Below are 19,926 nucleotides of genomic sequence, written 5' to 3' on the forward strand. Positions count from 1 at the left end.
CTGTTCGGCAGCGTCACCTTCGCTGCAAAGAAATGTGGCCAGACTCCTGGCTGCCCGTCCCGGATGGCAGCCCACTCCAGGGCGTAAATTGCCTGGTCGGATCGCCGGCGCTCGTTGTCGTGGTGTTCGGATGGCAAACGGATGCCCACACCGAAATGGCGTGGTCGACAATTTGCCCAATCTGCACCCGCGGGTGCGAATGGCTACGCGGCGGAGATCCGCTGGCGGACCTCGAAGTCCATCCCGACGGCCTCGGCGACGTAGATGTCCTGTGACATCTGGTTGCCGCGCATGCTGACTTCGCCCCGCGGGCTGACGTAGGTCAGGTTCTCGGCGGCGGCGGTGAGCTCGGGAACGCCGAGCGATCCAGCCCGGGTCGCCAGCGTGATCAGCAAGGTCAGCGCCTCAAAGCAGGATTCGCCGATGCTGTTGAGCGCGGGTGCGGCCGGTCCGAAGCGTGTGTAGTAGCGCTCGGCGAAGTCCATGCTCGCCGTCGTGTTGAGGGCTTCGAAGTAGCCCGCGGATGCGAACAGGCCCTCGTTGCTTTCGGAGCCGCTGGCCATCAGCATGTTCTCTTCGACGTGCGGGCTCAGTCTGGGCACCGCGGCGGCCAGGCCGGAGGCCGCAAACTGCCGGTTGAACTCGACGCCGTCACCGCCGACCAACAACAGCAGCACTCCCGATGCGCCGGTGGTCTCAACCTGCCGGATGGCGGCGCTGAAGTCGGACGTGCCCAGCGGCAGGTAGAGCTCGCCGACCAGCGGACGCCCCCGGGCCTGCGCGTGCAGGCGTGCGGCCGTGCCCGTCTCCCTGGGCCAGACGTAGTCGTTGCCGATGACGACCCACCGGTCGACCCCGAACTCGGTGTTCATCCAGTCCATTGCCGGCAAGAGCTGGCGCGACGGGGTCTCGCCGGTGAGGAACAGCCCTGGCGTGCGTTCGCCACCCTCGTACAGCGGTCCGTACACGTAGGGCACCCGGTTCGCGGTGACCTTGGCGACGGCCTGCCGCACCGGCGAGATGTGCCATCCCGTGACCGCGTCGATTGCGCCGAGCTCGAGCAGCGCGGCAATCTCGGCCGCCACGGCCCCCGGCGCCCGGCTGCCGTCCACAGGCACCAGTCGAATCCGGCGCCCCAGCAGTCCCGCGCGGGCGTTCACGTCGGCGATCGCGAGTTCGGCGCAGGCCTCGCACGACGGCCCGTAGATCCCGGCGGACCCGCTCTGGGGCACCACGAGCGCGACGTCGAGGGTTTCTCGGGCCGGGCCGACGGAAGGATTGCCGAGCACGTCCCACCTCCGTCCACTCTTGCGTGGGTACCGATCGTGAATGCCCTTGGTTACCGGGGCATTTCGTGGGTGTTAGCGGCCGGGAACCGGTAGTTCCGCCACCCGAGCCAGCGTGCGCAGAAGCTGGGTCGCCGTGTCCTCGCCGAACTCGTCGGCCAGGGCGGCCTTCAGCGACGCCTCCTGGCGAGCCAGTTTGCGTACCTTCGTCTTTCCCTTCGACGACAGGTACACGAGCACTCGGCGGCGGTCCATCGCGTCGACGCGACGGACGACGAACCCACCGTCGACCAGCTTGTCCACGATGCGCGTCAACGTCGGCGGGGCCACCGACATCGCCGCGGCGATGTCGCTCATGGTGAACCCGTCACCGCCCCGCAGAACCCCGAGCACCCGCCAGCCCTCGACGCTCGCGACGTCCGCGTCGAGCAAGCTGGTCGAGAACGCCTCGGTCCACCAGCGTCCGGCCCGGAACAGAACCTCGGAGACGCTGTCCACGCTCGTCGTGATCGGCACGGCCCCTCCTCTCGATGTGGTCGTCATGTCCGAATCATGTTTTCGGCCAGCATATCCGGCGGTGGGGTAAGCGGCGTTCACGCCGGTTGGCCGGATTGCACGACGCGGGCGCCGCCCACCCTGGCGACGACGGACGCGCCCCACTCCGACGCGATCCCGAATGTGGCACCCACCAGTGCGGTGACGGCGGCGATCAGGGCGGGGTTGGACACCCCCGCCGTCAGGATCCCGTTTCCGGTGGCGGCGATCGTGCCGACCGTCATCGCGAAGCCGAACACGATGGCGGGGGTGGCCGACAACCACGGAAGTCGGGACACCTGAACCATTGTCAGACTTCCGATTCCGACCGCGACGGCCAGCAGGACGGCGCTGGTCGTGGCACTCACCGCCAGCAGCGTGCACGTGGCGATGAGGATGCCGGCCCAGTTGCAGGCGACGCTCTTCACCAGGCCGGACGGGCCGGATCCGACGAAGAAGAACGACGCCCACGCCAGGAACAGCACCCAGACCGGAAGCGGCCATACGGTCGCGGTCAGCCAGGTGGACAGCGCGCCGAAGATTCCGACGCTGATGGACAGCGCGGTTGCCTTGCTCATCTCGGTGCTCCTAGTGGTGATGCGGGTGGTCGTGATCGTGATCGTGGTCGTCGTGCGCAAGCAGCGCCGCCTCGGTCACGGTCCGCTCGTCGAGCGCCGTCGCGTCGAAGAACTGCTTGGTGGCCGCGAGCCGGCAGAACGCCTCGCCGAACTGGCGGTAGTACACCGCCGGATCGCAGACGTCGGTCAGCCCCGACTCGTCGATCACCGCGATCAGATGTTCCTTGAACTCGTCCCACTCGAAGGCGCCTGCCGAGCAGAGGTGAACGACGAGGCCGAACAGTCGGCCCTGCCATGGCGCGTCGAAGACGAGTTCGCCGTTGGAGCGTGGGAGGGCAGAGGCGCCGTCCCAGTCGTCGAAGCCGGTGAGGTCGATCGTGGCGGTGGTCATCTAGGCCCCCGCCCCGACGAGTGCGGTGCCGACCATGGAGTCGCGGCTGATCAGCGACATCAGGTCGTCGGCCGTCATGTCGTCGGTGCCCGCGGGGCGTTGGGGGATCACCAGGTAACGGATCTCGGCGCTGCTGTCCCACACGTCGATCTTGACGTCGGCGGGTAGTTCGACGCCGAATTCGGCCAGGACGCTGCGCGGTTCCTTGACCACCCTGGCGCGGTACTGCGGGTACTTGAACCAGGCAGGCGGAATGCCGAGCAGCGTCCAGGGGTAGCAGGAACACAGCGTGCAGACCACGACGTTGTGCCGCTCGGCGGTGTTCTCCACGGCCACCATGTGCTCGGTCTGCAGGCCGGTGAAGCCCATGTCGGCGATGGCGGCGGTGGCGTCGCGCAGCAGCCACTCCTTGTACTCGGGTTCGGTCCACGCCCTGACGACGACCTTGGCGCCGTTGACGGGCCCCATGTCGTTCTCGAAGGACGCCACCACGGCGTCGACGGCTTCGTGCTCGGCCAAGCCCTTCTCGACCATCAGTGATTCCAATGCGTTCACCCGCGCCTCGACGTCGGGTAGTGAAAGCCAGTCCATCGTCAGATCTCCTCGTGTGTTAAGTGTTTGGGGTGGGAACTAGTTGACGGGTTCGAGGTAGTCCTCGAACAGGTCGGCGTACAGATCGAATTCCTCGACGGCGGCGTCGCCCCAGATTTCAGTCGAGGTGAACCGGACCATGTAGAGCTGGTGGGGGACGTCGGTCTGCTGATGCGCGCTGGCCGCCGGATCGTGGAAGGCGCCGTACTGCTTGGCGATCACTCCGCTGGCTCGGTTGAGGTACCCGGGCAGGCGGTTGTGCTTGGTGTCGTGGATGTTTCGCACCCGGACGGTGGCACCGACGTCGTAGACCGGAGGAGCCTCGGCGGGCAGGTCGTGCGGAGTGCCCTTCCACAGCACGTCGACCATCTTCTCGGCGAAGGGGGAGAGGGTTGCCGGCTTCTCGGGGTGTGGGGTCATGCTCGGAGCTCCGAGTTCGGCCATCCGGGAGTCGATCTCGTCGTGGCTGATGTACCCCTTGTCGTTGAGCAGCTTCTCCACCGAGAACAGCCAGTGGGCGTAGTAGGTGGAATCGGTGTAGTCGCTCCACTTCATCAGCTCGATGCCGTGGCGCTGCTCGTCGAGGTTGAACGCGCCCTTCGCGATGGCCATCGCGGTGACCGCGTGCATCCGGCCTTCGAAGGGGTAGCGCCAGTCCGGGATTCCGGGTTCGAGGAAGTCGGTGGCGATGGGGCCGAGACCGTCGCGGCCTCCGACGTCGTGCGGACCGTGCATGTCGGTTCGTCTCCGATCTTTAGTTCAAGGTAAAAATACTTCCACTGAGCAACTAAACCCATCCTCGGGGCGGAGCGCAAACCCTGCGACCAGTCGTAACGCAGGGTTTACACGAACGGATGCTCCTTGTTAATAACAGATTTCGCATGTCATGTCGGTGCTGTTTTCGGGTTGACGGCGGCCCGGTGCTGACCCACACTCGCTGCAGCGCGCAATAGTTGCGCTGCGGAACTAATTACTCAGGAGGTCCCTCGAGATGACTGCTTCCCACGAATCGGTGGCACGCTGGAGCGGCGCCGTCGACACCCCGGACAGCACGGTGGTCGGAACGGCGCTGTGGCTCACGGGGACGACCGTGCTCGCGCTGATCGCCTACTACTTCCTCGGCTACGACCAGGGCGCGGTGTCGGTGTTCGGCGCCGACACCCACGTCCACGAGTTCGTCCACGACGCCCGGCATCTGCTGGGCTTCCCTTGTCACTGAACGGGATTCGACATGGAGAAGAAGTACATCGGAATAGGCGTGGCGTCGGGTCTGGTCGCCGGACTCGCGTCGTTCGCCTACGCCCGCCTCGAAATCTCACCACTGATCGACCAGGCCATCGGCTACGAGGAGGGCCGCTCTCGTGCCGAAGCCGCCCTGACTGGTGAACACGGCCACGAACACGAGGTCTTCACCAGGGCGCTGCAGGAGAACGTCGGCGCGGGCGTTGGCACCCTGGTGTTCGGCCTGGTGATGGGCGCGTTGTTCGCGGTGGCCTTCAGCGTCCTGATGGCGGTGCTGCGTCGGCGCGGGATCCGGGTCGACGCCCGGGCCGCTGCGGCATTGCTCGCCGTCGTCGCGTTCGTGTCGACCACGGTGATCCCGGCGTTGGCCTACCCGCCGAACCCACCAGGAGTCGGCGTCGGGGACACCATTGGCGACCGGACCACCGCGTACCTGGTGATCGTCGTCGTCTCGGTGGCGCTGGCGGCGACCGCTGCGGCCGTCGCGCTGCGATTGGCTCCCCGGCTCGGTGGCTGGCTGTCCGGAATCGCCGCGACGGCAGGTTACTTGGCGGCGACGGCGACGGTGACGGCACTGATGCCGTCGTTCCACGAGGTGCCCGGTCCGATGACGGGACCCGACGGCGAGATCGTATTCCCCGGGTTTCCGGCAGAGGTGTTGAGCGACTTCAGGATCGACTCCCTGCTGACGCAGGCGATTCTGTGGTCCGTCGTCGCCGCGGGCTTCGCGGTGGCGTTGCCGCGCACGGCCCGTTTCGATTCCGCCGCACCGTTCGTAGGAGCTGCGCATGGCAACCGTTGAATTCACGCCGACCCCGGAGCAGTACGTCTGGACGTTCGGTGGGGCGGAGCCCGTGATGGAGGTGGCGCCGGGGACGGTCCTGAAGCTGTGGACCGAGGATGCCTTCGCCGGTCGCGTCACCTCGAGTGCCGACAAGCCCAGCGAGGTGCTCAACCCGAAGGAGCTCAACCCCCAGACCGGCCCGTTCTACGTCACCGGTGCCGAGCCGGGGGACACCCTCGCCCTCCACGTGGTGTCGTTGGAACCGGCGCGGGACTGGGCGGCGTCCACCACCATCCCGCTGTTCGGTGCACTGACCGGGACCGACCGGACCGCCGGACTGCAGCCGCCACTGCCGGAACTCACCTGGATCTACCAGATCGACAGGGCCGCAGGGGTAGCCACGTTCGTCGCCCATGAGACCGACTTCACCATGACGATGCCGCTGGCGCCCATGCTGGGGACCGTCGGCGTCGCACCGGCGCTGCGTGAGGTCCGCACCACGCTGGTGCCGGACTACTTCGGCGGCAACATGGACACCCCCGAGCTGCGGGCCGGGACCACGGTCTACCTCGGCGTCAACGTCGACGGAGCGTTGTTCTCCGTCGGCGACGGTCACTACCGGCAGGGGGAGGGCGAGACGTGTGGCACCGCTCTCGAGGGCGCGATGAACGTGACGATCGTCGTCGACCTGATCAAGGGCGGCGCACCCGCGTGGCCCCGCCTGGAGCACGACGACGCCCTGCTGACCGTCGGCTCCGCGCGCCCGCTCGAAGATGCTTGGCGCTGTTCGCAAGTCGAGATGGTGCGCTGGTTGAGCGAGCTGTACGGCCTCGGTCCCATGGACGCCTACCAGGTGTGCAGCCAGCTTTGTCAGTCGCCGTTGGCCAACGTCGTCGACGTCAACTACAGCGCGGTGACCAAGATCGCGAAGTCACTGCTGCCGCAGTCGGATCCGTACGCGGGCACCCACGCCAGGTTGCGGGCGGTGCCGGTGGGCTAGGTGGACGCGGACTCCTGCCCGTAGCCCGCGAGCCGGCGGCCGACCTCCGCGATCTCCTCCTCGGAGAGCACCCGCACGGGTGCGCCGCTGGCCATCGCACGCAGCTGGACGTCGCAGATGTACTCCAGATACGCCACCATGCTCAGCACCTTGGGCAGGGCGGCTCCGACCAGGACGGCCCCGTGGTTGCCCATCAGGGCGGCCGTGCGGTCGCGCAGCGCCGCGGTGACGTTGTCGGCCAGCTGGGCGGTGCCGAACGTCGCGTACGGCGCCACCCGGACCGCGCCACCGAAGAGGGCCGAATAGTAGTGCGACGCAGGCACTTCGTCGACGACGGTGGACAGCGCGGTCGACGCCGGCCCGTGGGTGTGGACGACGGCGGTGTGGCCCAACTCCCGGTACACCGCCAGGTGCAGGGCCAGCTCGCTAGACGGCTGCAGCACCGCGTCGACCGGCCGCCCGTCGAGGTCGTGGATGCCCACGTCGCGCGGTGACATCGCCTCGTAGTCAACGCCACTGGGCGAGATGACGACCAGGTCGTCGACCCGGATCGAGACGTTGCCCGCCGTGCCGACCACCAGGCCGGAGCGGCTCAGGGACAGGCAGGCATCGACGACCTGCCGGCGTTCGGATTCCAGACGAAGGCTCATGGCTCGAGGATGTACTTCGAACCGCGACCGGCAGCCATGTCCTCAAGGCTCGGCACCAACTGGTCCAGCGGGCGGCGTTCGGTGACGAGCATCGACCCGTCGACCTTGCGGCTCGCCAGCAATTCGACGGCGGTGCGCACGTAGTTCGGCGTGTGGTGGAAGACGCCCTTGAGCGTGTACTCCTCGTAGTGCATCGCACTCGAGTCGACGGAGAACGGTGCGCCCTTGGGCGTCCCGCCGAACAGGACGGCGGTGGCTCCCGGGCGCAGCGTGCGCACGGTCTGCTCCCACACCTGGGGTAGTCCAACCGCTTCGATGCCGACGTCGGCGCCGCGGCCATGCGGCGTCCGAGACTTGATCAGCGCGACGCGGTCCTCGAAGTCCGGCACGTCGGACAGGTCGATCACGTCGACGGCTCCGGCCAGCTTGGCCTGCTCGAGGCGCCAGGGGGACTGGTCGACGGAGATGACGTTGGCACCGCGCAGCGTGGAGAGCCGCACGAACATCAGTCCGATGGGGCCCGCACCGTGCACCACCACGGTGTCGCCCAATTCGATTCCAGTCTCGGCCATTCCGTGCACGACGGTAGCCAGTGGCTCCAGCGGGGCGGCGTCGGCGAAGTCGAGGTCGTCGGGCAGCTTGTAGGTGTTGCGGGCCACGATCGCGGCGGGAATGAGCACCTCCTCGGCGAACGCACCGTTGAGGAATTCGAGGTTCTCGCAGAGGCTCTCGCGGTTGCGGACGCACGCCCAGCAGTACCCGCACGGCACGGTGTTGGCGGCTGTCACGCGGTCGCCGACGGCGAACTGGTCGACGCCGTCCCCGACGGCGGTGATGACGCCGGCGAACTCGTGGCCGAAACGCGCTGGCAGGGTGGGGAACAGCTTCGGGTGTCCGCGCCGGTAGGACTTCAGGTCGGTGCCGCACGTGGCGGCCGCGCGGACCTCCACCAACACCTCACCCGGTGCGGGTTCGGTGGACGCGACGTCCTCGAACCGAAGGTCCCCTGGCCCGTAGAACATGGCCGCTCTCATCGGTTTTCTCCTAGTGATAGGTCGTGCAGGTCGTGAAGCAGGTCTCGGGTGGTGGAGTAGAGGCGCTCGTAGATCGACCGCAGGTCGGCATACGCCGCGGCGGCCCAGGGGCGCGGTTCGACGACGGCGTCGGTGGTGGCCAGCGCGGCCGCCGCCTCGGGTAACGAGGCGTATTCGCCGATGGCGGTCAGTGCGATGGCTGCCGCGCCGAGCGCGCTGACCTCACCGGCGGCGCGGACTTCCAGCGGTCGGTCGAAGACGTCGGCGAGGATCTGCGTCCACAGCGCGCTGCGGGCTCCGCCGCCCATGGCGCGCAGCACCTCGACGCGTTCGCCGCGCGCGGCCTCCAAACCGTCGAGCTGCATGCGTAATTCGAAGGCGATGCCTTCCAGCAGTGATCGGTAGAAGTGCGCGCGGCTGTGGCAGCCCTGCCAGCCGAGCGTCACCCCGGAGGCCTGGCTGTCCCAATGCGGGGTCTGTGCGGCGTTCCAGTAGGGCAGGGTCAGCAGTTTCTCACTGCCGACGGGGAGCGCGGCGGCGTCGCGTTCGAGCGCGGGATCCGGTGCACCGGCCAGGTCCGGATCGCCGAACTGCTGGCGGAACCACGTCGACAGATAGGTGCCCGACGAGCTGAACGTCTCGACGGTGGTGTGCCCGGGCGTCGCCGAGATCATCGACCGGTAGGCCCGCGCCGGCAGGTACGCCGTGGTCTCGCTGCCGATCACCACGGCCGTACCGAGGACGAGGTAGGCGCTGCCGGGATCGGTGACGCCAAGGCCGATTCCGGCGGTCTGACCGTCCCCGGTGCCGGCGATCACCGGCACGCTCCTGGCAAGGCCCCACGCGTCGGCGACCTCGGGGCGCAGCGGTCCAAGCGATGTCCCGGTGGGGACGAGGTCGGGGAGCTGGTCGCGGCGCACGCCGGCGAGCTCGAGCAGTTCGTCGGCGTAGTCGCCGGTCGCCTGGTCCAGCAGCGCGAGCGGGTCGACCGAGGCGGTGCTCGAGGTCCAGCGGCCGGTCATGGCGTGCACCAGATAGGTGTGCACGTCGGCGATGTGGGCACTGCGAGAAAGGGTCTCGGGCTCGTGGTCGCGCAGCCAGAGCAGCTTGTAGAGGCCCGGCGTGATGTCCGCGGGCTTGCCGCAGATCGATTCGACGCGCTCGGTGCCGTAGCGCCGCGCCTCGGCGTGCGCGCGGCCGTCCATCCAGAGAATCGCCGGCCGCAAGGCCTCGCCGTCGGCGTCGAGGCAGACGAAGCTCTCCCGCTGATGGGTCACGCAGATGGCGGCGACGGACCCGAGGTCGTCGACGTGGGTGAGTGCTTGGCGCACAGCGTGATCGGTGGCCGTCCACCAGTCGGCGGCGTTCTGCTCGAACCAGTGCGGTGCCGGGCTGGCGGTGGCGAGGGGGTGGGCGCCCTCGCCGACGACGCGTCCGGTGCGGTCGACGACGATGGCCTTGGCTGCAGTCGTCGAGCAGTCCACGGCGAGGACAAGTGGCGAGTTCATGGCAGTACCTCGTCGAACGTCGGTGCGGGTCCTGACCGGAGCGCCACGATCACGTTGGCGCCGGCGTCCTCGAGCCGTTGCACGTCGTCGGGCTCGAGACCGTCGTCGACGACGACGGCGTCGAACTCCTCCAGATCGCAGATGCGGTGCACGGCCCGCCGGGTGAACTTGGTGTGGTCGACGAGAAGCACGCTCAGCTCGGCGCTTTCGATGAAGGCGCGCTTGAGGTCGGCGGCGGCGCTCGACGGGTGGAAGCACATGCCGCGGGACACGGCGGGCACCGACATGAAGAGGACGTCGTAGTGCATGTCGCGCAGCGTGCGGACCGATTGCGGGCCGACGAAGGACGAGAAGTCGGCCACGTAGTCGCCGCCGACGGCGTTGAGCCGGACGTCGGGGTCGGTGGCCAGTTCGTTGATGGCTGGCAGGAAGTTGGTGACCACGGTCAGCGGCAGGTGGGCGCGGAGGGCGGGCAGCACGTGCAGGGCGGTGGTGCTGTCGTCGACGGCGACGGCTTGCATGTCGACTCGCTGGGCGGCCCACTGGTAGCCGGCCTGGGCGATCGCGTCCTTCTCGGTGACGTTGAGCCCCCGGCGCATCTCGACGCTGCGCTCGAATGCTTCGCTGGGGGGTGCCTCGGCGCCGGAGCGGACCTTGCGGAGCATGCCCTGGGAGTCGAGCTGGTCGAGGTCGCGGTGAATGGTCATGGTGCTGACGCCGAATCGATCGGCCAGCTCGTCGATCCGGGCGCCGCCGCGGGACTTCACGAACGCCACGATCTCGGAGCGCCGGTGGACGTGGCCGCTGATCTTCGTTGACTGCGCCATCACTCACACCCCTTTCGTTCCCATGCGTATATGCGAACGTATCACCGAACATCACATTGCAACACCAAATATGTGAGATTCGGGCCGGGAATGGCGCGGTGAGTCAGCGGTGGTCGGCCTTGGCGGCTTCCTCGTCGAGTCGGCGGTGGGCCTCCTGCCACGTCGGGCGACTGTCGGTCCCGGGCGTCCAGAACGCGAAAAGCGAGTGCGCGGTGCGCGGGGCGAAGCGCTTCATCGTCTCGACGTGGGGGTGGCCGACGACGGCCGCCTGTATGTGCTCACGACTCTCCCACGCGGAGAGCGTGAAGAAGGTGCCCTTGAGAGGCTTGGCGATCAGCGAAACACCCAAGGCGTCAGGTGCATTCAACATCTGGCGGCGAATTCGCAAGGCGGCGACGAAGAAGGCGGGCACGTCGCGGCGGTCTCGCAACTGGAACTTGGAGGCCATCACGGTCGGGTTGGCTGCGAGGGCTGGGCGCTGCTTGGGTGTGGCCCACGGAAGTGTCGGCATGGAGTTCTTCCCGGGTGGTCGGTGCGCTCGAGACTCACATGTCGGTAGTGACATGTCAATAGTGGAATGATGCTCTGCATGCGCAGGCTGCGCAAGCATCACGACGTGCGCGCGGCCTGTTTCGGCGGGAGTTCACGGCGATCGGCGTTTGCGTGCACGGTCGCGTAGCTGATCAGTGGGGAATGCCATCGAACTGCGAAATGCGCACACCGGTATGCCGAATCGCCCTGTGCCCCGGAAGGATTCGATTTCGCCGATGTTCATGTAGGAAGTGCTCGGCCCAATCGGGAGTTTCGGTGCAGTACATGCTTTTCAGTGTCGCGAGCGAGCTACCTCGCGCTAGTCGTCATCGTTGTGCGGAACGGTTCAGATGGTTCGTCATCGGGACGCCGTAGCAGCAGGGCTGGTCAGCTATGAGGCTGCGGGGACCGTGGTGTGAGAGTGCACGCCAATTCGATTGCCGTTGCGCGATATATTGCAGGACGGCAGTTTAACGAGACTGGGCCTACTAATCGAATCCCCCTCGCGTGGTGAGGGCCCGTGACAGCATGGCGTGATGATTCCGCTGCTGCGTGAATGGTGGCGGAGTGAGCAGGACCTTCGCTGGCTACTGGATTTCCTTGAAAGCCGTGGCTTGCTGACCAAGCTGAAGGTCATGGTCGCGGGCTGCGGTGTCGCAACGGCTGCACTGGCGGTCTTGATGCAATTCAGCACGACTGCGCTCCACACCGTCGCAGGACGCGTTGCATGGGGTGTTCTCTCACTGGCCGGCTTGGCATGGGCTGTTCGGTGGCTGATGTGGAGATGGCCTTCGCCCCGTCAATCGGTCTGCTTGGTCGCAGGCGCGGACGCGGGCATCGCGGCATCTTCCTTCCTGCATACTGATCCACTCACCGCGATGTCTGGCACACCACTTTTCACTGTAGTGAGCGCTTTCGTGACGTTCTTCCACGGGCCCCGGCTGCAGGCCGGCCATGTTGCCTGGACTGCTGCGGTGATCATGGCGATCGCGGGGTGGCTCGTCGTGTACTCGGGGCCGCCCGGCGGTGGTGCAGCCCTGGCGACCTCCGTAGCCACCGCCGCGCTATTTGTCCCCGTCGCCGTGATGCCCGGTCTACAGCTTGGGTTTTGGCTGGTGCAGCGCAGTTCCGTCGACTCGCTGGTCGATCCACTTACGAAGCTCGCCAATCGCCGCGGACTCGGCGTAGCTCTTGGTCGCCTCGGCGAAACCACGACGGGCCAAAATCAGACACACGCTACGGAGCTATGCGCCATCCTGATCGATCTCGACAGATTCAAGACGGTCAACGACGATTACGGCCACGACATGGGCGATTCTGTCCTGGTCCGCACGGCTCAGCGAATTAGTGCGACAGTCCGAGTCGGAGCGGTGGTCGCGCGCCTGGGCGGCGAAGAATTCCTCGTGCTCGACCTGTTGCTTCCGGGTGATGCACCCGTAGTCGCGGAACGAATCCGCAGCGCCATCGCCGCACCGGCCGAGCCCCGGATCACCGCCAGCGTGGGTGTGTCCACGTCGGGGACCGGGCACGCAGTCAACTACACGGTCGAGGATCTGATCGCCGCCGCTGATACCGCGATGTATCAGGCCAAAGGCCGCGGTGGCGACGAGGTCGTGGTCGCGTCCGAACAACACCGGTGATCGCGCCAATCTTGCCTGCTCGGGACCGCCGGCGCGACGACGCGACGACCGACTGAACGTGCTCACTGGCCCGACAGCCGGATCAAGCCACTCGCGGTTCGGTGCGTCGGCATACGTGCCCCGCATCGACGTCCACCAAGGTGGTCGGCGTCCAGTGGACCCAATCGGAGGCTTCCGGCGGAGGGCTTGTACTTGGACTTCGACGCCACATGCTGCCGAGACAAGTCTTTTCTGCTGCCTCTAGACGCCACGTGAAAGGCGCAGTCCAGAAATGGCAGGCGACAGGGGTGCCCCCGGCAGGATTCGAACCTGCGGCCTTCCGCTCCGGAGGCGGACGCTCTATCCCCTGAGCTACGGGGGCGCATGCTGAACCAGCAGCGCCGATTGGGCTTGCACAGCCTAACGCATGGCCGACGGCTTGATCGCCGCCCGGGTGACCCGCGCACCTGCCGTGACATTCCCCGGTCGCTGCGCTCCAGCCCAACGGTAAAGGATTCGGGGAGAAACCACCCCAGACCATAGGATGGTCCCTCGTGACCCCAGCCGATCTGGCCGAGCTGCTCAAGACCACCGCCGCGGCGGTATTGGCCGAGCATGGGCTCGACGCCGCCGCCCTGCCGGAGACGGTCGTCGTCGAGCGCCCGCGCAACCCCGAGCATGGCGACTACGCCACCAACCTCTCGCTGCAGGTGGCCAAGAAGGTCGGTGTCAACCCGCGGGAGTTGGCCGGCTGGCTGGCCGAGGCGCTCGCGGGCACCGACGGCATCGCCGGCGCCGACGTCGCGGGACCCGGCTTCCTCAACCTGCGCATCGAGGCCGCCGCCCAGGGCGTGGTGGTCGAGAACGTCATCGCCGCCGGCGCGGCCTACGGTGGCTCGGCCGACCTCGCGGGCGAGAACGTCAACCTCGAGTTCGTCTCCGCCAACCCCACCGGCCCGATCCACATCGGCGGCACCCGCTGGGCCGCGGTCGGCGACGCGCTGGGCCGGCTGCTCACCACCCAGGGCGCCAAGGTCATCCGGGAGTACTACTTCAACGACCACGGCACCCAGATCGACCGGTTCGCCAAGTCGCTCATCGCCTCGGCCAAGGGCGAGCCCACCCCCGAGGACGGCTACGCCGGCGGCTACATCGCCGAGATCGCCCAGCAGGTCGTGGCCGCCGAGCCCGACGTGCTGAGCCGGCCCGAAGACCAGATCCTGGAGACCTTCCGGGCCCTCGGCGTCGACATGATGTTCACCCACATCAAGAAGTCGCTGCACGACTTCGGCACCGACTTCGACATCTACACCCACGAAGACTCGATGCACACCTCGGGCCGGGTCGACCAAGCCATCGCCAAGCTCCGCGAGACCGGCAACATCTACGAGAAGGACGGCGCAACCTGGTTGCGCACCACCGACTTCGGTGACGACAAGGACCGCGTCGTCATCAAGAGCGACGGCAACCCGGCCTACGTCGCCGGTGACCTCGCCTACTACCTGGACAAGCGCCAACGCGGCTTCGACCTCTGCATCTACATGCTCGGCGCCGACCACCACGGCTACATCTCCCGGCTCAAGGCCGCCGCGGCCGCCCTCGGCGACGACCCCGCCACCGTCGAGGTGCTCATCGGGCAGATGGTCAACCTGGTCCGCGACGGCCAGCCCATGCGGATGAGCAAGCGCGCCGGCACCGTCATCACCCTCGACGACCTCGTCGAGGCCATCGGCGTCGACGCCGCCCGGTACGTTCTGATCCGCAGTTCGGTCGACAGCCCCATCGACATCGACCTGGCCCTGTGGTCGAGCGCGTCGAGCGAAAACCCGGTCTACTACGTGCAATACGCGCACGCCCGGCTCTCCGCCCTGGCCCGCAGTGCCGCCGACCTCGGCCTCGCCGCGAGCACCGCGCACCTCGAGCTGCTCACCCACGACCGCGAGGGCACGCTGATGCGCAGCATCGGCGACTTCCCACGCGTGCTGAAGGCTGCTGCCTCGCTGCGGGAACCGCACCGGGTGTGCCGCTACCTCGAAGACCTCGCGGGCGACTACCACCGGTTCTACGATTCGTGCCGGGTGCTCCCGCAGGGCGACGAGGACCCGACCGATCTGCACGCGGCCCGGCTCGCGCTGTGCCAGGCCACCCGCCAGGTGATCGCCAACGGTCTGCAGATTCTCGGCGTCAGTGCACCGGAGCGCATGTGATGGCCCATCCCGCTGGTCCCCGCCACGCCGAGGACACCCGCCACGGCAGCGCGCCTGCATGCCCGACGTCCGCCGCAGAGATGCTGGCGTTGGCTCCGAACGTGTGGCCGCGCAACGCCGTTCGCAACCCCGACGGCGAAGTCTCCATTGCCGGGGTGCCCGTCACCCAGCTGGCCGCCGAATATGGCACGCCGCTGTTCGTCATCGACGAGGACGACTTCCGCTCCCGCTGCCGTGACATCGCGTCGGCGTTCGGCGACGGCGAGCACGTCCGCTACGCCGCAAAGGCGTTCCTCTGCACCGAGATCGCGAAGTGGATCGACCAAGAGGGCCTGTCGCTCGACGTCTGCAGCGGGGGAGAGCTCGCGGTCGCGCTGAACGCCAACTTCCCGCCGGAACGCATTGCGCTGCACGGCAACAACAAGTCCGTCGCCGAGCTCGCCATGGCGGTGGACGCGCGCGTCGGCCACGTCGTGCTGGACTCGCTGACCGAGATCGACCGGCTCGACGCCATCGCCGGTGCGGCCGGGGTGGTGCAGGACGTCCTGGTCCGCGTCACCGTGGGCGTCGAGGCGCACACCCACGAGTTCATCTCCACCGCCCACGAGGACCAGAAGTTCGGTCTCTCCCTGGCCAGCGGTGCGGCGATGGGCGCAATCCGTCGGGTGTTCGCCGCCGACCACCTGCGCCTCGTCGGCCTGCACAGCCACATCGGCTCGCAGATCTTCGACGTCGCCGGCTTCGAACTCGCCGCCCACCGCGTCATCGGACTGCTCCGCGACGTGGTCGCCGAGTTCGGCGTCGAGAAGACCGCGCAGATGTCCATCGTCGACCTGGGTGGGGGACTGGGCATCTCGTACCTGCCGCAGGACGACCCGCCTCCGATGGAGGACCTGGCCGCCAAGATCGGCGCCATCGTCGTCAACGAATCGGCGGCCGTCGGCCTGCCTGCACCGAAACTCGTCGTGGAACCTGGCCGCGCCATCGCCGGTCCCGGCACCGTCACGCTGTACGAGGTGGGCACGGTCAAGGACGTCGCTGTCAGTCAGACGGCGCACCGGCGCTACGTCAGCGTCGACGGCGGCATGAGCGACAACATTCGGACCTCGCTGTACGGGGCCGAGTACGACGCGCGCCTGGTGTCCCGGGTCAGCGACGGGGCTCCCGCCCTGACCCGCATCGTCGGAAAGCACTGCGAGAGCGGTGACATCGTCGTCCGGGACACCTGGGTGTCCGACGACGTCGCGCCCGGTGACCTGATCGGGGTCGCCGCCACCGGGGCGTATTGCTATTCGATGTCGAGCCGGTACAACCTGCTCGGCCGTCCGGCCGTTGTTGCGGTGCGTGACGGAGTGTCGCGTCTGATTCTGCGCCGCGAAACGGTGGAGGATCTCTTGAGCTTGGAGGTAGTTGACTAATGGTGGACAACAATGGCGTAAAGCCGGTCGGCGTAGCGGTTTTGGGGCTGGGCAACGTCGGCAGCGAGGTGGTGCGCATCATCGAGGCCAGCGCGGCCGATCTCGCAGCCAGGATCGGTGCCCCGCTGGAGTTGCGTGGCATCGGCGTCCGGCGGGTGGGCGACGATCGCGGAGTCCCGGTCGGGTTGCTCACCGACGACGTCGACGCACTGGTCTCCCGTGACGACGTGGACATCGTCGTCGAACTGATGGGTCCCGTCGAACCCGCGCGCAAGGCGATCCTCGCGGCGCTCGAGCGCGGCAAGTCGGTCGTCACGGCCAACAAGGCGCTGATGGCGGTGTCGACCGGCGAGCTGGCCCAGGCCGCCGAGGCCGCCCACGCCGACCTGTACTTCGAGGCCGCGGTGGCCGGCGCCATCCCGGTCATCCGCCCGCTCACCCAGTCGCTCGCCGGCGACACGGTGCTGCGGGTCGCCGGAATCGTCAACGGCACCACCAACTACATCCTCTCGGCGATGGACGAGACCGGCGCGGACTACTCGTCGGCGCTGGCCGACGCGAGCGCGCTCGGTTACGCCGAGGCCGATCCGACCGCCGACGTCGAAGGATTCGACGCCGCGGCCAAGGCCGCGATCCTCGCGTCGATCGCGTTCCACACCCGGGTGACCGCCGACGACGTCTACCGCGAAGGCATCACCAAGGTGACCTCGGCCGACTTCGAGTCCGCCAGGGCGCTCGGCTGCACGATCAAGCTGCTCGCCATCTGTGAGCGCATCATCAACGACGAAGGACAGCAGCGTGTTTCGGCGCGCGTGTACCCCGCGCTGGTGCCGCTTCAGCATCCGTTGGCCTCGGTCAGCGGGGCGTTCAACGCCGTCGTCGTCGAGGCGGAGGCCGCCGGGCGGCTGATGTTCTACGGCCAGGGTGCCGGCGGCGCGCCGACCGCGTCGGCCGTCATGGGCGACCTCGTCATGGCCGCGCGCAACCGGGTTCACGGCGGCCGAGGCCCCCGCGAGTCCAAGTACGCCGAATTGCCCATCGCGCCCATCGGTTTCATCCCGACCCGCTACTACGTGAGCATGAACGTGGCCGACCGGCCCGGCGTGCTGTCGGCGGTCGCCGCGGAGTTCGGCAAGCGCGAGGTCAGCATCGCCGAGGTCCGCCAGGAAGGCATGGTCGACGAGGGTGGTCAGCGGTGCGGCGCGCGCATCGTCGTCGTCACCCACCGTGCGACCGACGCCGCGTTGTCGGAAACGGTTGACGCCCTTGCCGATCTCGACGTGGTGTCGAGCATCAACAGCGTGCTGCGCCTGGAAGGAACCAACGAATGAGTAACGGGGCGAGCGAAGCGACGGGGATGGGTACCGCGCACACCCCGGTGCACCAGCCGTGGCCAGGACTGATCAACGCCTACCGTGACCGGCTCCCGGTCGAGGCCGGGTGGACCCCGATCACCCTGCTCGAGGGCGGCACGCCGCTCATCGACGCCACGCAGCTCTCCGAGATGACCGGCTGCAAGGTGTATCTGAAGGTCGAGGGGCTCAACCCGACCGGCTCGTTCAAGGACCGCGGCATGACGATGGCCGTCACCGAGGCGGTGGCCCGTGGTCAGAAGGCCGTGCTGTGCGCGTCGACCGGCAACACGTCGGCCTCGGCCGCCGCCTACGCCGCCCGCGCGGGCATCACCTGCGCCGTGCTGATCCCGCAGGGCAAGATCGCGATGGGCAAGCTCGCCCAGGCGGTCATGCACGGCGCCAAGATCATCCAGATCGACGGCAACTTCGACGACTGCCTCGAGCTGGCCCGCAAGCTGACGGCCGACTTCCCGGCGGTGTCGCTGGTGAACTCCGTCAACCCGTACCGCATCGAGGGGCAGAAGACGGCGGCGTTCGAGATCGTCGACGCCCTCGGCGAGGCGCCCGACGTGCACGCCCTGCCGGTCGGCAACGCGGGCAACATCACCGCGTACTGGAAGGGCTACATCGAGTATCACCGCGACGGATTGGCGCAGAAGCTGCCCCGGATGCTCGGCACCCAGGCCGCAGGCGCCGCACCGCTGGTGTCGGGGGAGCCGGTGCTCAACCCGGAGACCATCGCCACGGCCATCCGCATCGGCTCGCCGGCGTCGTGGGATTCAGCCGTCGCGGCGCAGCAGAACTCCAACGGCCGCTTCCTGGCCGCGACGGACATGGAGATCCTCGCCGCGTACCACCTCGTCGCCCGCAGTGAAGGCGTGTTCGTCGAGCCCGCGTCAGCGGCCAGCATCGCCGGTCTGCTCAAGTCAATCGACGACGGCTGGGTCGAGAAGGGCTCCACCGTGGTGTGCACCGTCACCGGAAACGGATTGAAGGATCCCGACACCGCGCTCAAGGAGCTGCCGCCCGTCACCGCCATCGCCGTCGACCCCATCGCGGTCGCGGCCGAGCTCGGGTTGGCGTAGGACGAATGGCGCATCGGTGAAGCAGACCCTCCCCGCCGGGCTGGCGGCCACCTCCGTGGTGGCCGCGTCCAGCGCCAACCTCGGCCCCGGCTTCGACAGCCTCGGTCTTGCGTTGAGTCTCTACGACGAAATCTACGTCGAGACAACGGAATCCGGCATTCGTGTCGAGGTCGACGGTGAAGGCGCGGGACAGGTTCCGCTGGACTCCACCCACCTGGTGGTTCGTGCCATCGAACGTGGTCTTGCGGCGGCGGGTGTCTGCGCCGACGGCTTGATCGTCCGGTCGCGCAACGCAATTCCGCATTCGCGCGGGCTCGGATCGTCGGCCGCGGCCGTCGTCGGCGGCCTGGCGGCAGCCAACGGCCTTGTCGCGCAGAGTGATTCGCCGACGTTGTCGGAAGATAAGTTGGTTCAGCTGTCGTCGGAGTTCGAGGGGCATCCGGACAACGCGTCGGCTGCCGTGCTCGGTGGTGCCGTGGTGTCGTGGACCGAGGACGACCGGCCGCTCACTCGGTACGCCGCCGCGCGGTTGAGCCTGCATCCCGACATCCATCTGTTCCCCGCCGTGCCCCAGATTCGGTCGTCGACCGCCGAGACGCGCGCGGTGCTGCCCGACCATGTCAGCCACGTCGACGCCCGGTTCAACCTGAGCAGGGCGGCGTTGATGGTGGTGGCGCTCACCGAACGCCCCGACCTGCTGATGGCCGCCACCGAGGACCGCCTGCACCAGCCGCAACGGGCGGCGGCGCTGCCCGCCTCGGCGGAATACCTCGAGATCCTGCGCCGTTGTGGAGTGGCAGCGGTGCTTTCGGGTGCCGGGCCTGCGGTGATCGCGTTCAGCACCGAGCCGGAACTGCCGGCCGAGGCCGTCCAGTACGGCGTCGCCCACGGTTTTGCCGTGGGGGAGATGGCGGTTGGCCAGGGTGTTCGCTGGGCGACGGCGCAAGCAGTCGGTGGCGACGTCCGCGTCGCAACCGCGACCGAATAGTTGACAGGCGCCACACGGGAATCACGGTGTTTCTTGCTTCCCGCGACGATGCGGGTTATTCTCGCTTTCGTCCAGCAATCGCACCTTCTGTGCCTGCGCCTACACTAGGACGACTACCAATCCTTCTCATGGATGACGTTTCCCCGCATGGCGGAGAATCCCGGCGATCACCGTTGCACGTCAATGGTTTGCGCACAGGCAATTGTGGGACATAAGGCATTCGGTAGCCGGCATTTAGCGGATCAGCTGAAATGCGACGAACCCTCGCAGAATCGGATCAGCGAGGGAAAGAAAGGAA

General features: G+C 67.8%; 20 protein-coding genes and 1 tRNA gene. 9 read left to right on the forward strand and 12 right to left on the reverse strand.

The window, feature by feature from the left end; translation table 11 throughout:
* Positions 1-203 precede the first annotated feature (203 nt).
* The 6 genes from ASD37_RS28585 to nthB form a co-directional block, all read right to left on the reverse strand.
* Positions 204-1,289, reverse strand: coding sequence for a substrate-binding domain-containing protein (locus ASD37_RS28585; RefSeq protein WP_056559824.1), 1,086 nt, complete (start codon positions 1,287-1,289; stop codon positions 204-206).
* Positions 1,290-1,361: 72 nt separating this feature from the next.
* Positions 1,362-1,802, reverse strand: a complete 441-nt coding sequence (locus ASD37_RS28590) for a MarR family winged helix-turn-helix transcriptional regulator (protein ID WP_235568584.1) — start codon at positions 1,800-1,802, stop codon at positions 1,362-1,364.
* Positions 1,803-1,879: 77 nt separating this feature from the next.
* Entirely contained in the window at positions 1,880-2,398 is a 519-nt protein-coding gene (locus ASD37_RS28595) for a DUF1097 domain-containing protein (RefSeq protein WP_056559829.1), read from the reverse strand.
* A gap of 10 nt (positions 2,399-2,408) precedes the next feature.
* The gene (locus ASD37_RS28600) at positions 2,409-2,789 is read right to left on the reverse strand and encodes a nitrile hydratase accessory protein (RefSeq protein WP_056559831.1); all 381 of its coding nucleotides are present in this window, start codon (positions 2,787-2,789) and stop codon (positions 2,409-2,411) included.
* Complete coding sequence (gene nthA / locus ASD37_RS28605) at positions 2,790-3,380, reverse strand: nitrile hydratase subunit alpha (RefSeq protein WP_056559834.1); 591 nt, start codon at positions 3,378-3,380, stop codon at positions 2,790-2,792.
* 39 nt (positions 3,381-3,419) lie between these two features.
* Positions 3,420-4,115 carry a nitrile hydratase subunit beta gene (gene nthB / locus ASD37_RS28610; RefSeq protein ID WP_056559836.1) on the reverse strand — a complete coding sequence of 232 codons (696 nt, stop codon included), beginning with the start codon at positions 4,113-4,115 and terminating at the stop codon, positions 3,420-3,422.
* Between the two features lie 256 nt (positions 4,116-4,371).
* Between nthB and ASD37_RS28615 the strand changes: the two genes are divergently transcribed.
* From ASD37_RS28615 to ASD37_RS28625, 3 genes are read left to right on the forward strand one after another with little or no spacing between them, the layout of a single operon-like run.
* Positions 4,372-4,599, forward strand: a complete 228-nt coding sequence (locus ASD37_RS28615; RefSeq protein ID WP_056559839.1) for a CbtB-domain containing protein — start codon at positions 4,372-4,374, stop codon at positions 4,597-4,599.
* 12 nt (positions 4,600-4,611) lie between these two features.
* Complete coding sequence (locus ASD37_RS28620) at positions 4,612-5,424, forward strand: CbtA family protein (protein WP_056559842.1); 813 nt, start codon at positions 4,612-4,614, stop codon at positions 5,422-5,424.
* A complete protein-coding gene (locus ASD37_RS28625; RefSeq protein WP_056559844.1) occupies positions 5,411-6,406 on the forward strand; it encodes an acetamidase/formamidase family protein in 996 nt (331 codons plus the stop codon). The genes ASD37_RS28620 and ASD37_RS28625 overlap by 14 nt, the downstream gene beginning before the upstream one ends.
* Here ASD37_RS28625 and ASD37_RS28630 read toward each other — a convergent pair.
* From ASD37_RS28630 to ASD37_RS28650, 5 genes are all read right to left on the reverse strand, one after another.
* On the reverse strand, positions 6,403-7,056 hold the full coding sequence (locus ASD37_RS28630) for a class II aldolase/adducin family protein (protein ID WP_056559846.1): 654 nt from the start codon (positions 7,054-7,056) through the stop codon (positions 6,403-6,405). The two genes, ASD37_RS28625 and ASD37_RS28630, sit on opposite strands and share 4 nt — an antisense overlap.
* On the reverse strand, positions 7,053-8,090 hold the full coding sequence (locus ASD37_RS28635; RefSeq protein WP_056559848.1) for a zinc-binding dehydrogenase: 1,038 nt from the start codon (positions 8,088-8,090) through the stop codon (positions 7,053-7,055). The genes ASD37_RS28630 and ASD37_RS28635 overlap by 4 nt, the downstream gene beginning before the upstream one ends.
* Complete coding sequence (locus ASD37_RS28640) at positions 8,087-9,598, reverse strand: FGGY-family carbohydrate kinase (protein WP_056559850.1); 1,512 nt, start codon at positions 9,596-9,598, stop codon at positions 8,087-8,089. Before ASD37_RS28640 ends, ASD37_RS28635 begins: the two co-directional genes overlap by 4 nt.
* Entirely contained in the window at positions 9,595-10,425 is an 831-nt protein-coding gene (locus ASD37_RS28645; RefSeq protein ID WP_056559852.1) for a DeoR/GlpR family DNA-binding transcription regulator, read from the reverse strand. Before ASD37_RS28645 ends, ASD37_RS28640 begins: the two co-directional genes overlap by 4 nt.
* Before the next feature lie 103 nt (positions 10,426-10,528).
* Positions 10,529-10,936 carry a DUF3291 domain-containing protein gene (locus ASD37_RS28650; protein ID WP_056559854.1) on the reverse strand — a complete coding sequence of 136 codons (408 nt, stop codon included), beginning with the start codon at positions 10,934-10,936 and terminating at the stop codon, positions 10,529-10,531.
* A gap of 556 nt (positions 10,937-11,492) precedes the next feature.
* On the opposite strand from ASD37_RS28650, the gene ASD37_RS31250 reads away from it, so the two are divergent.
* A complete protein-coding gene (locus tag ASD37_RS31250) occupies positions 11,493-12,596 on the forward strand; it encodes a diguanylate cyclase (protein WP_082570468.1) in 1,104 nt (367 codons plus the stop codon).
* 288 nt (positions 12,597-12,884) lie between these two features.
* Here the strand turns inward: ASD37_RS31250 and ASD37_RS28660 are convergent.
* Positions 12,885-12,957 (reverse strand) — tRNA-Arg (locus tag ASD37_RS28660).
* Positions 12,958-13,129: 172 nt separating this feature from the next.
* Here ASD37_RS28660 and argS point away from each other — a divergent pair.
* The 5 genes from argS (at position 13,130) to thrB (ending at position 19,628) form a co-directional block, all read left to right on the forward strand.
* The gene (gene argS / locus ASD37_RS28665; RefSeq protein ID WP_056559858.1) at positions 13,130-14,782 is read left to right on the forward strand and encodes an arginine--tRNA ligase; all 1,653 of its coding nucleotides are present in this window, start codon (positions 13,130-13,132) and stop codon (positions 14,780-14,782) included.
* A gap of 80 nt (positions 14,783-14,862) precedes the next feature.
* The gene (lysA, locus tag ASD37_RS28670; RefSeq protein WP_235568590.1) at positions 14,863-16,200 is read left to right on the forward strand and encodes a diaminopimelate decarboxylase; all 1,338 of its coding nucleotides are present in this window, start codon (positions 14,863-14,865) and stop codon (positions 16,198-16,200) included.
* Positions 16,200-17,531: a homoserine dehydrogenase gene (locus ASD37_RS28675; protein ID WP_056559863.1), complete on the forward strand. Its 1,332-nt coding sequence runs from the start codon at positions 16,200-16,202 to the stop codon at positions 17,529-17,531. The genes lysA and ASD37_RS28675 overlap by 1 nt, the downstream gene beginning before the upstream one ends.
* A 26-nt stretch (positions 17,532-17,557) precedes the next feature.
* Positions 17,558-18,640, forward strand: a complete 1,083-nt coding sequence (thrC, locus tag ASD37_RS28680; RefSeq protein ID WP_056559865.1) for a threonine synthase — start codon at positions 17,558-17,560, stop codon at positions 18,638-18,640.
* A gap of 16 nt (positions 18,641-18,656) precedes the next feature.
* Complete coding sequence (gene thrB / locus ASD37_RS28685; RefSeq protein WP_056559867.1) at positions 18,657-19,628, forward strand: homoserine kinase; 972 nt, start codon at positions 18,657-18,659, stop codon at positions 19,626-19,628.
* Positions 19,629-19,926: the final 298 nt, after the last annotated feature.

It is taken from the genome of Mycobacterium sp. Root135, from assembly GCF_001426545.1.
GTDB lineage: Bacteria > Actinomycetota > Actinomycetes > Mycobacteriales > Mycobacteriaceae > Mycobacterium.

Bases quoted from the DNA above. Each gene is read 5' to 3' on its own strand.
- ASD37_RS28595 (WP_056559829.1), bottom strand. From the start codon at position 2,398: ATGAGCAAGGCAACCGCGCTGTCCATCAGCGTCGGAATCTTCGGCGCG.
- ASD37_RS28600 (WP_056559831.1), bottom strand. From the start codon at position 2,789: ATGACCACCGCCACGATCGACCTCACCGGCTTCGACGACTGGGACGGC.
- nthA (WP_056559834.1), bottom strand. From the start codon at position 3,380: ATGGACTGGCTTTCACTACCCGACGTCGAGGCGCGGGTGAACGCATTG.
- nthB (WP_056559836.1), bottom strand. From the start codon at position 4,115: ATGCACGGTCCGCACGACGTCGGAGGCCGCGACGGTCTCGGCCCCATC.
- ASD37_RS28615 (WP_056559839.1), top strand. From the start codon at position 4,372: ATGACTGCTTCCCACGAATCGGTGGCACGCTGGAGCGGCGCCGTCGAC.
- ASD37_RS28620 (WP_056559842.1), top strand. From the start codon at position 4,612: ATGGAGAAGAAGTACATCGGAATAGGCGTGGCGTCGGGTCTGGTCGCC.
- ASD37_RS28625 (WP_056559844.1), top strand. From the start codon at position 5,411: ATGGCAACCGTTGAATTCACGCCGACCCCGGAGCAGTACGTCTGGACG.
- ASD37_RS28630 (WP_056559846.1), bottom strand. From the start codon at position 7,056: ATGAGCCTTCGTCTGGAATCCGAACGCCGGCAGGTCGTCGATGCCTGC.
- ASD37_RS28635 (WP_056559848.1), bottom strand. From the start codon at position 8,090: ATGAGAGCGGCCATGTTCTACGGGCCAGGGGACCTTCGGTTCGAGGAC.
- ASD37_RS28640 (WP_056559850.1), bottom strand. From the start codon at position 9,598: ATGAACTCGCCACTTGTCCTCGCCGTGGACTGCTCGACGACTGCAGCC.
- ASD37_RS28645 (WP_056559852.1), bottom strand. From the start codon at position 10,425: ATGGCGCAGTCAACGAAGATCAGCGGCCACGTCCACCGGCGCTCCGAG.
- ASD37_RS28650 (WP_056559854.1), bottom strand. From the start codon at position 10,936: ATGCCGACACTTCCGTGGGCCACACCCAAGCAGCGCCCAGCCCTCGCA.
- ASD37_RS31250 (WP_082570468.1), top strand. From the start codon at position 11,493: ATGATTCCGCTGCTGCGTGAATGGTGGCGGAGTGAGCAGGACCTTCGC.
- lysA (WP_235568590.1), top strand. From the start codon at position 14,863: ATGCTGGCGTTGGCTCCGAACGTGTGGCCGCGCAACGCCGTTCGCAAC.
- ASD37_RS28675 (WP_056559863.1), top strand. From the start codon at position 16,200: ATGGTGGACAACAATGGCGTAAAGCCGGTCGGCGTAGCGGTTTTGGGG.
- thrC (WP_056559865.1), top strand. From the start codon at position 17,558: ATGGGTACCGCGCACACCCCGGTGCACCAGCCGTGGCCAGGACTGATC.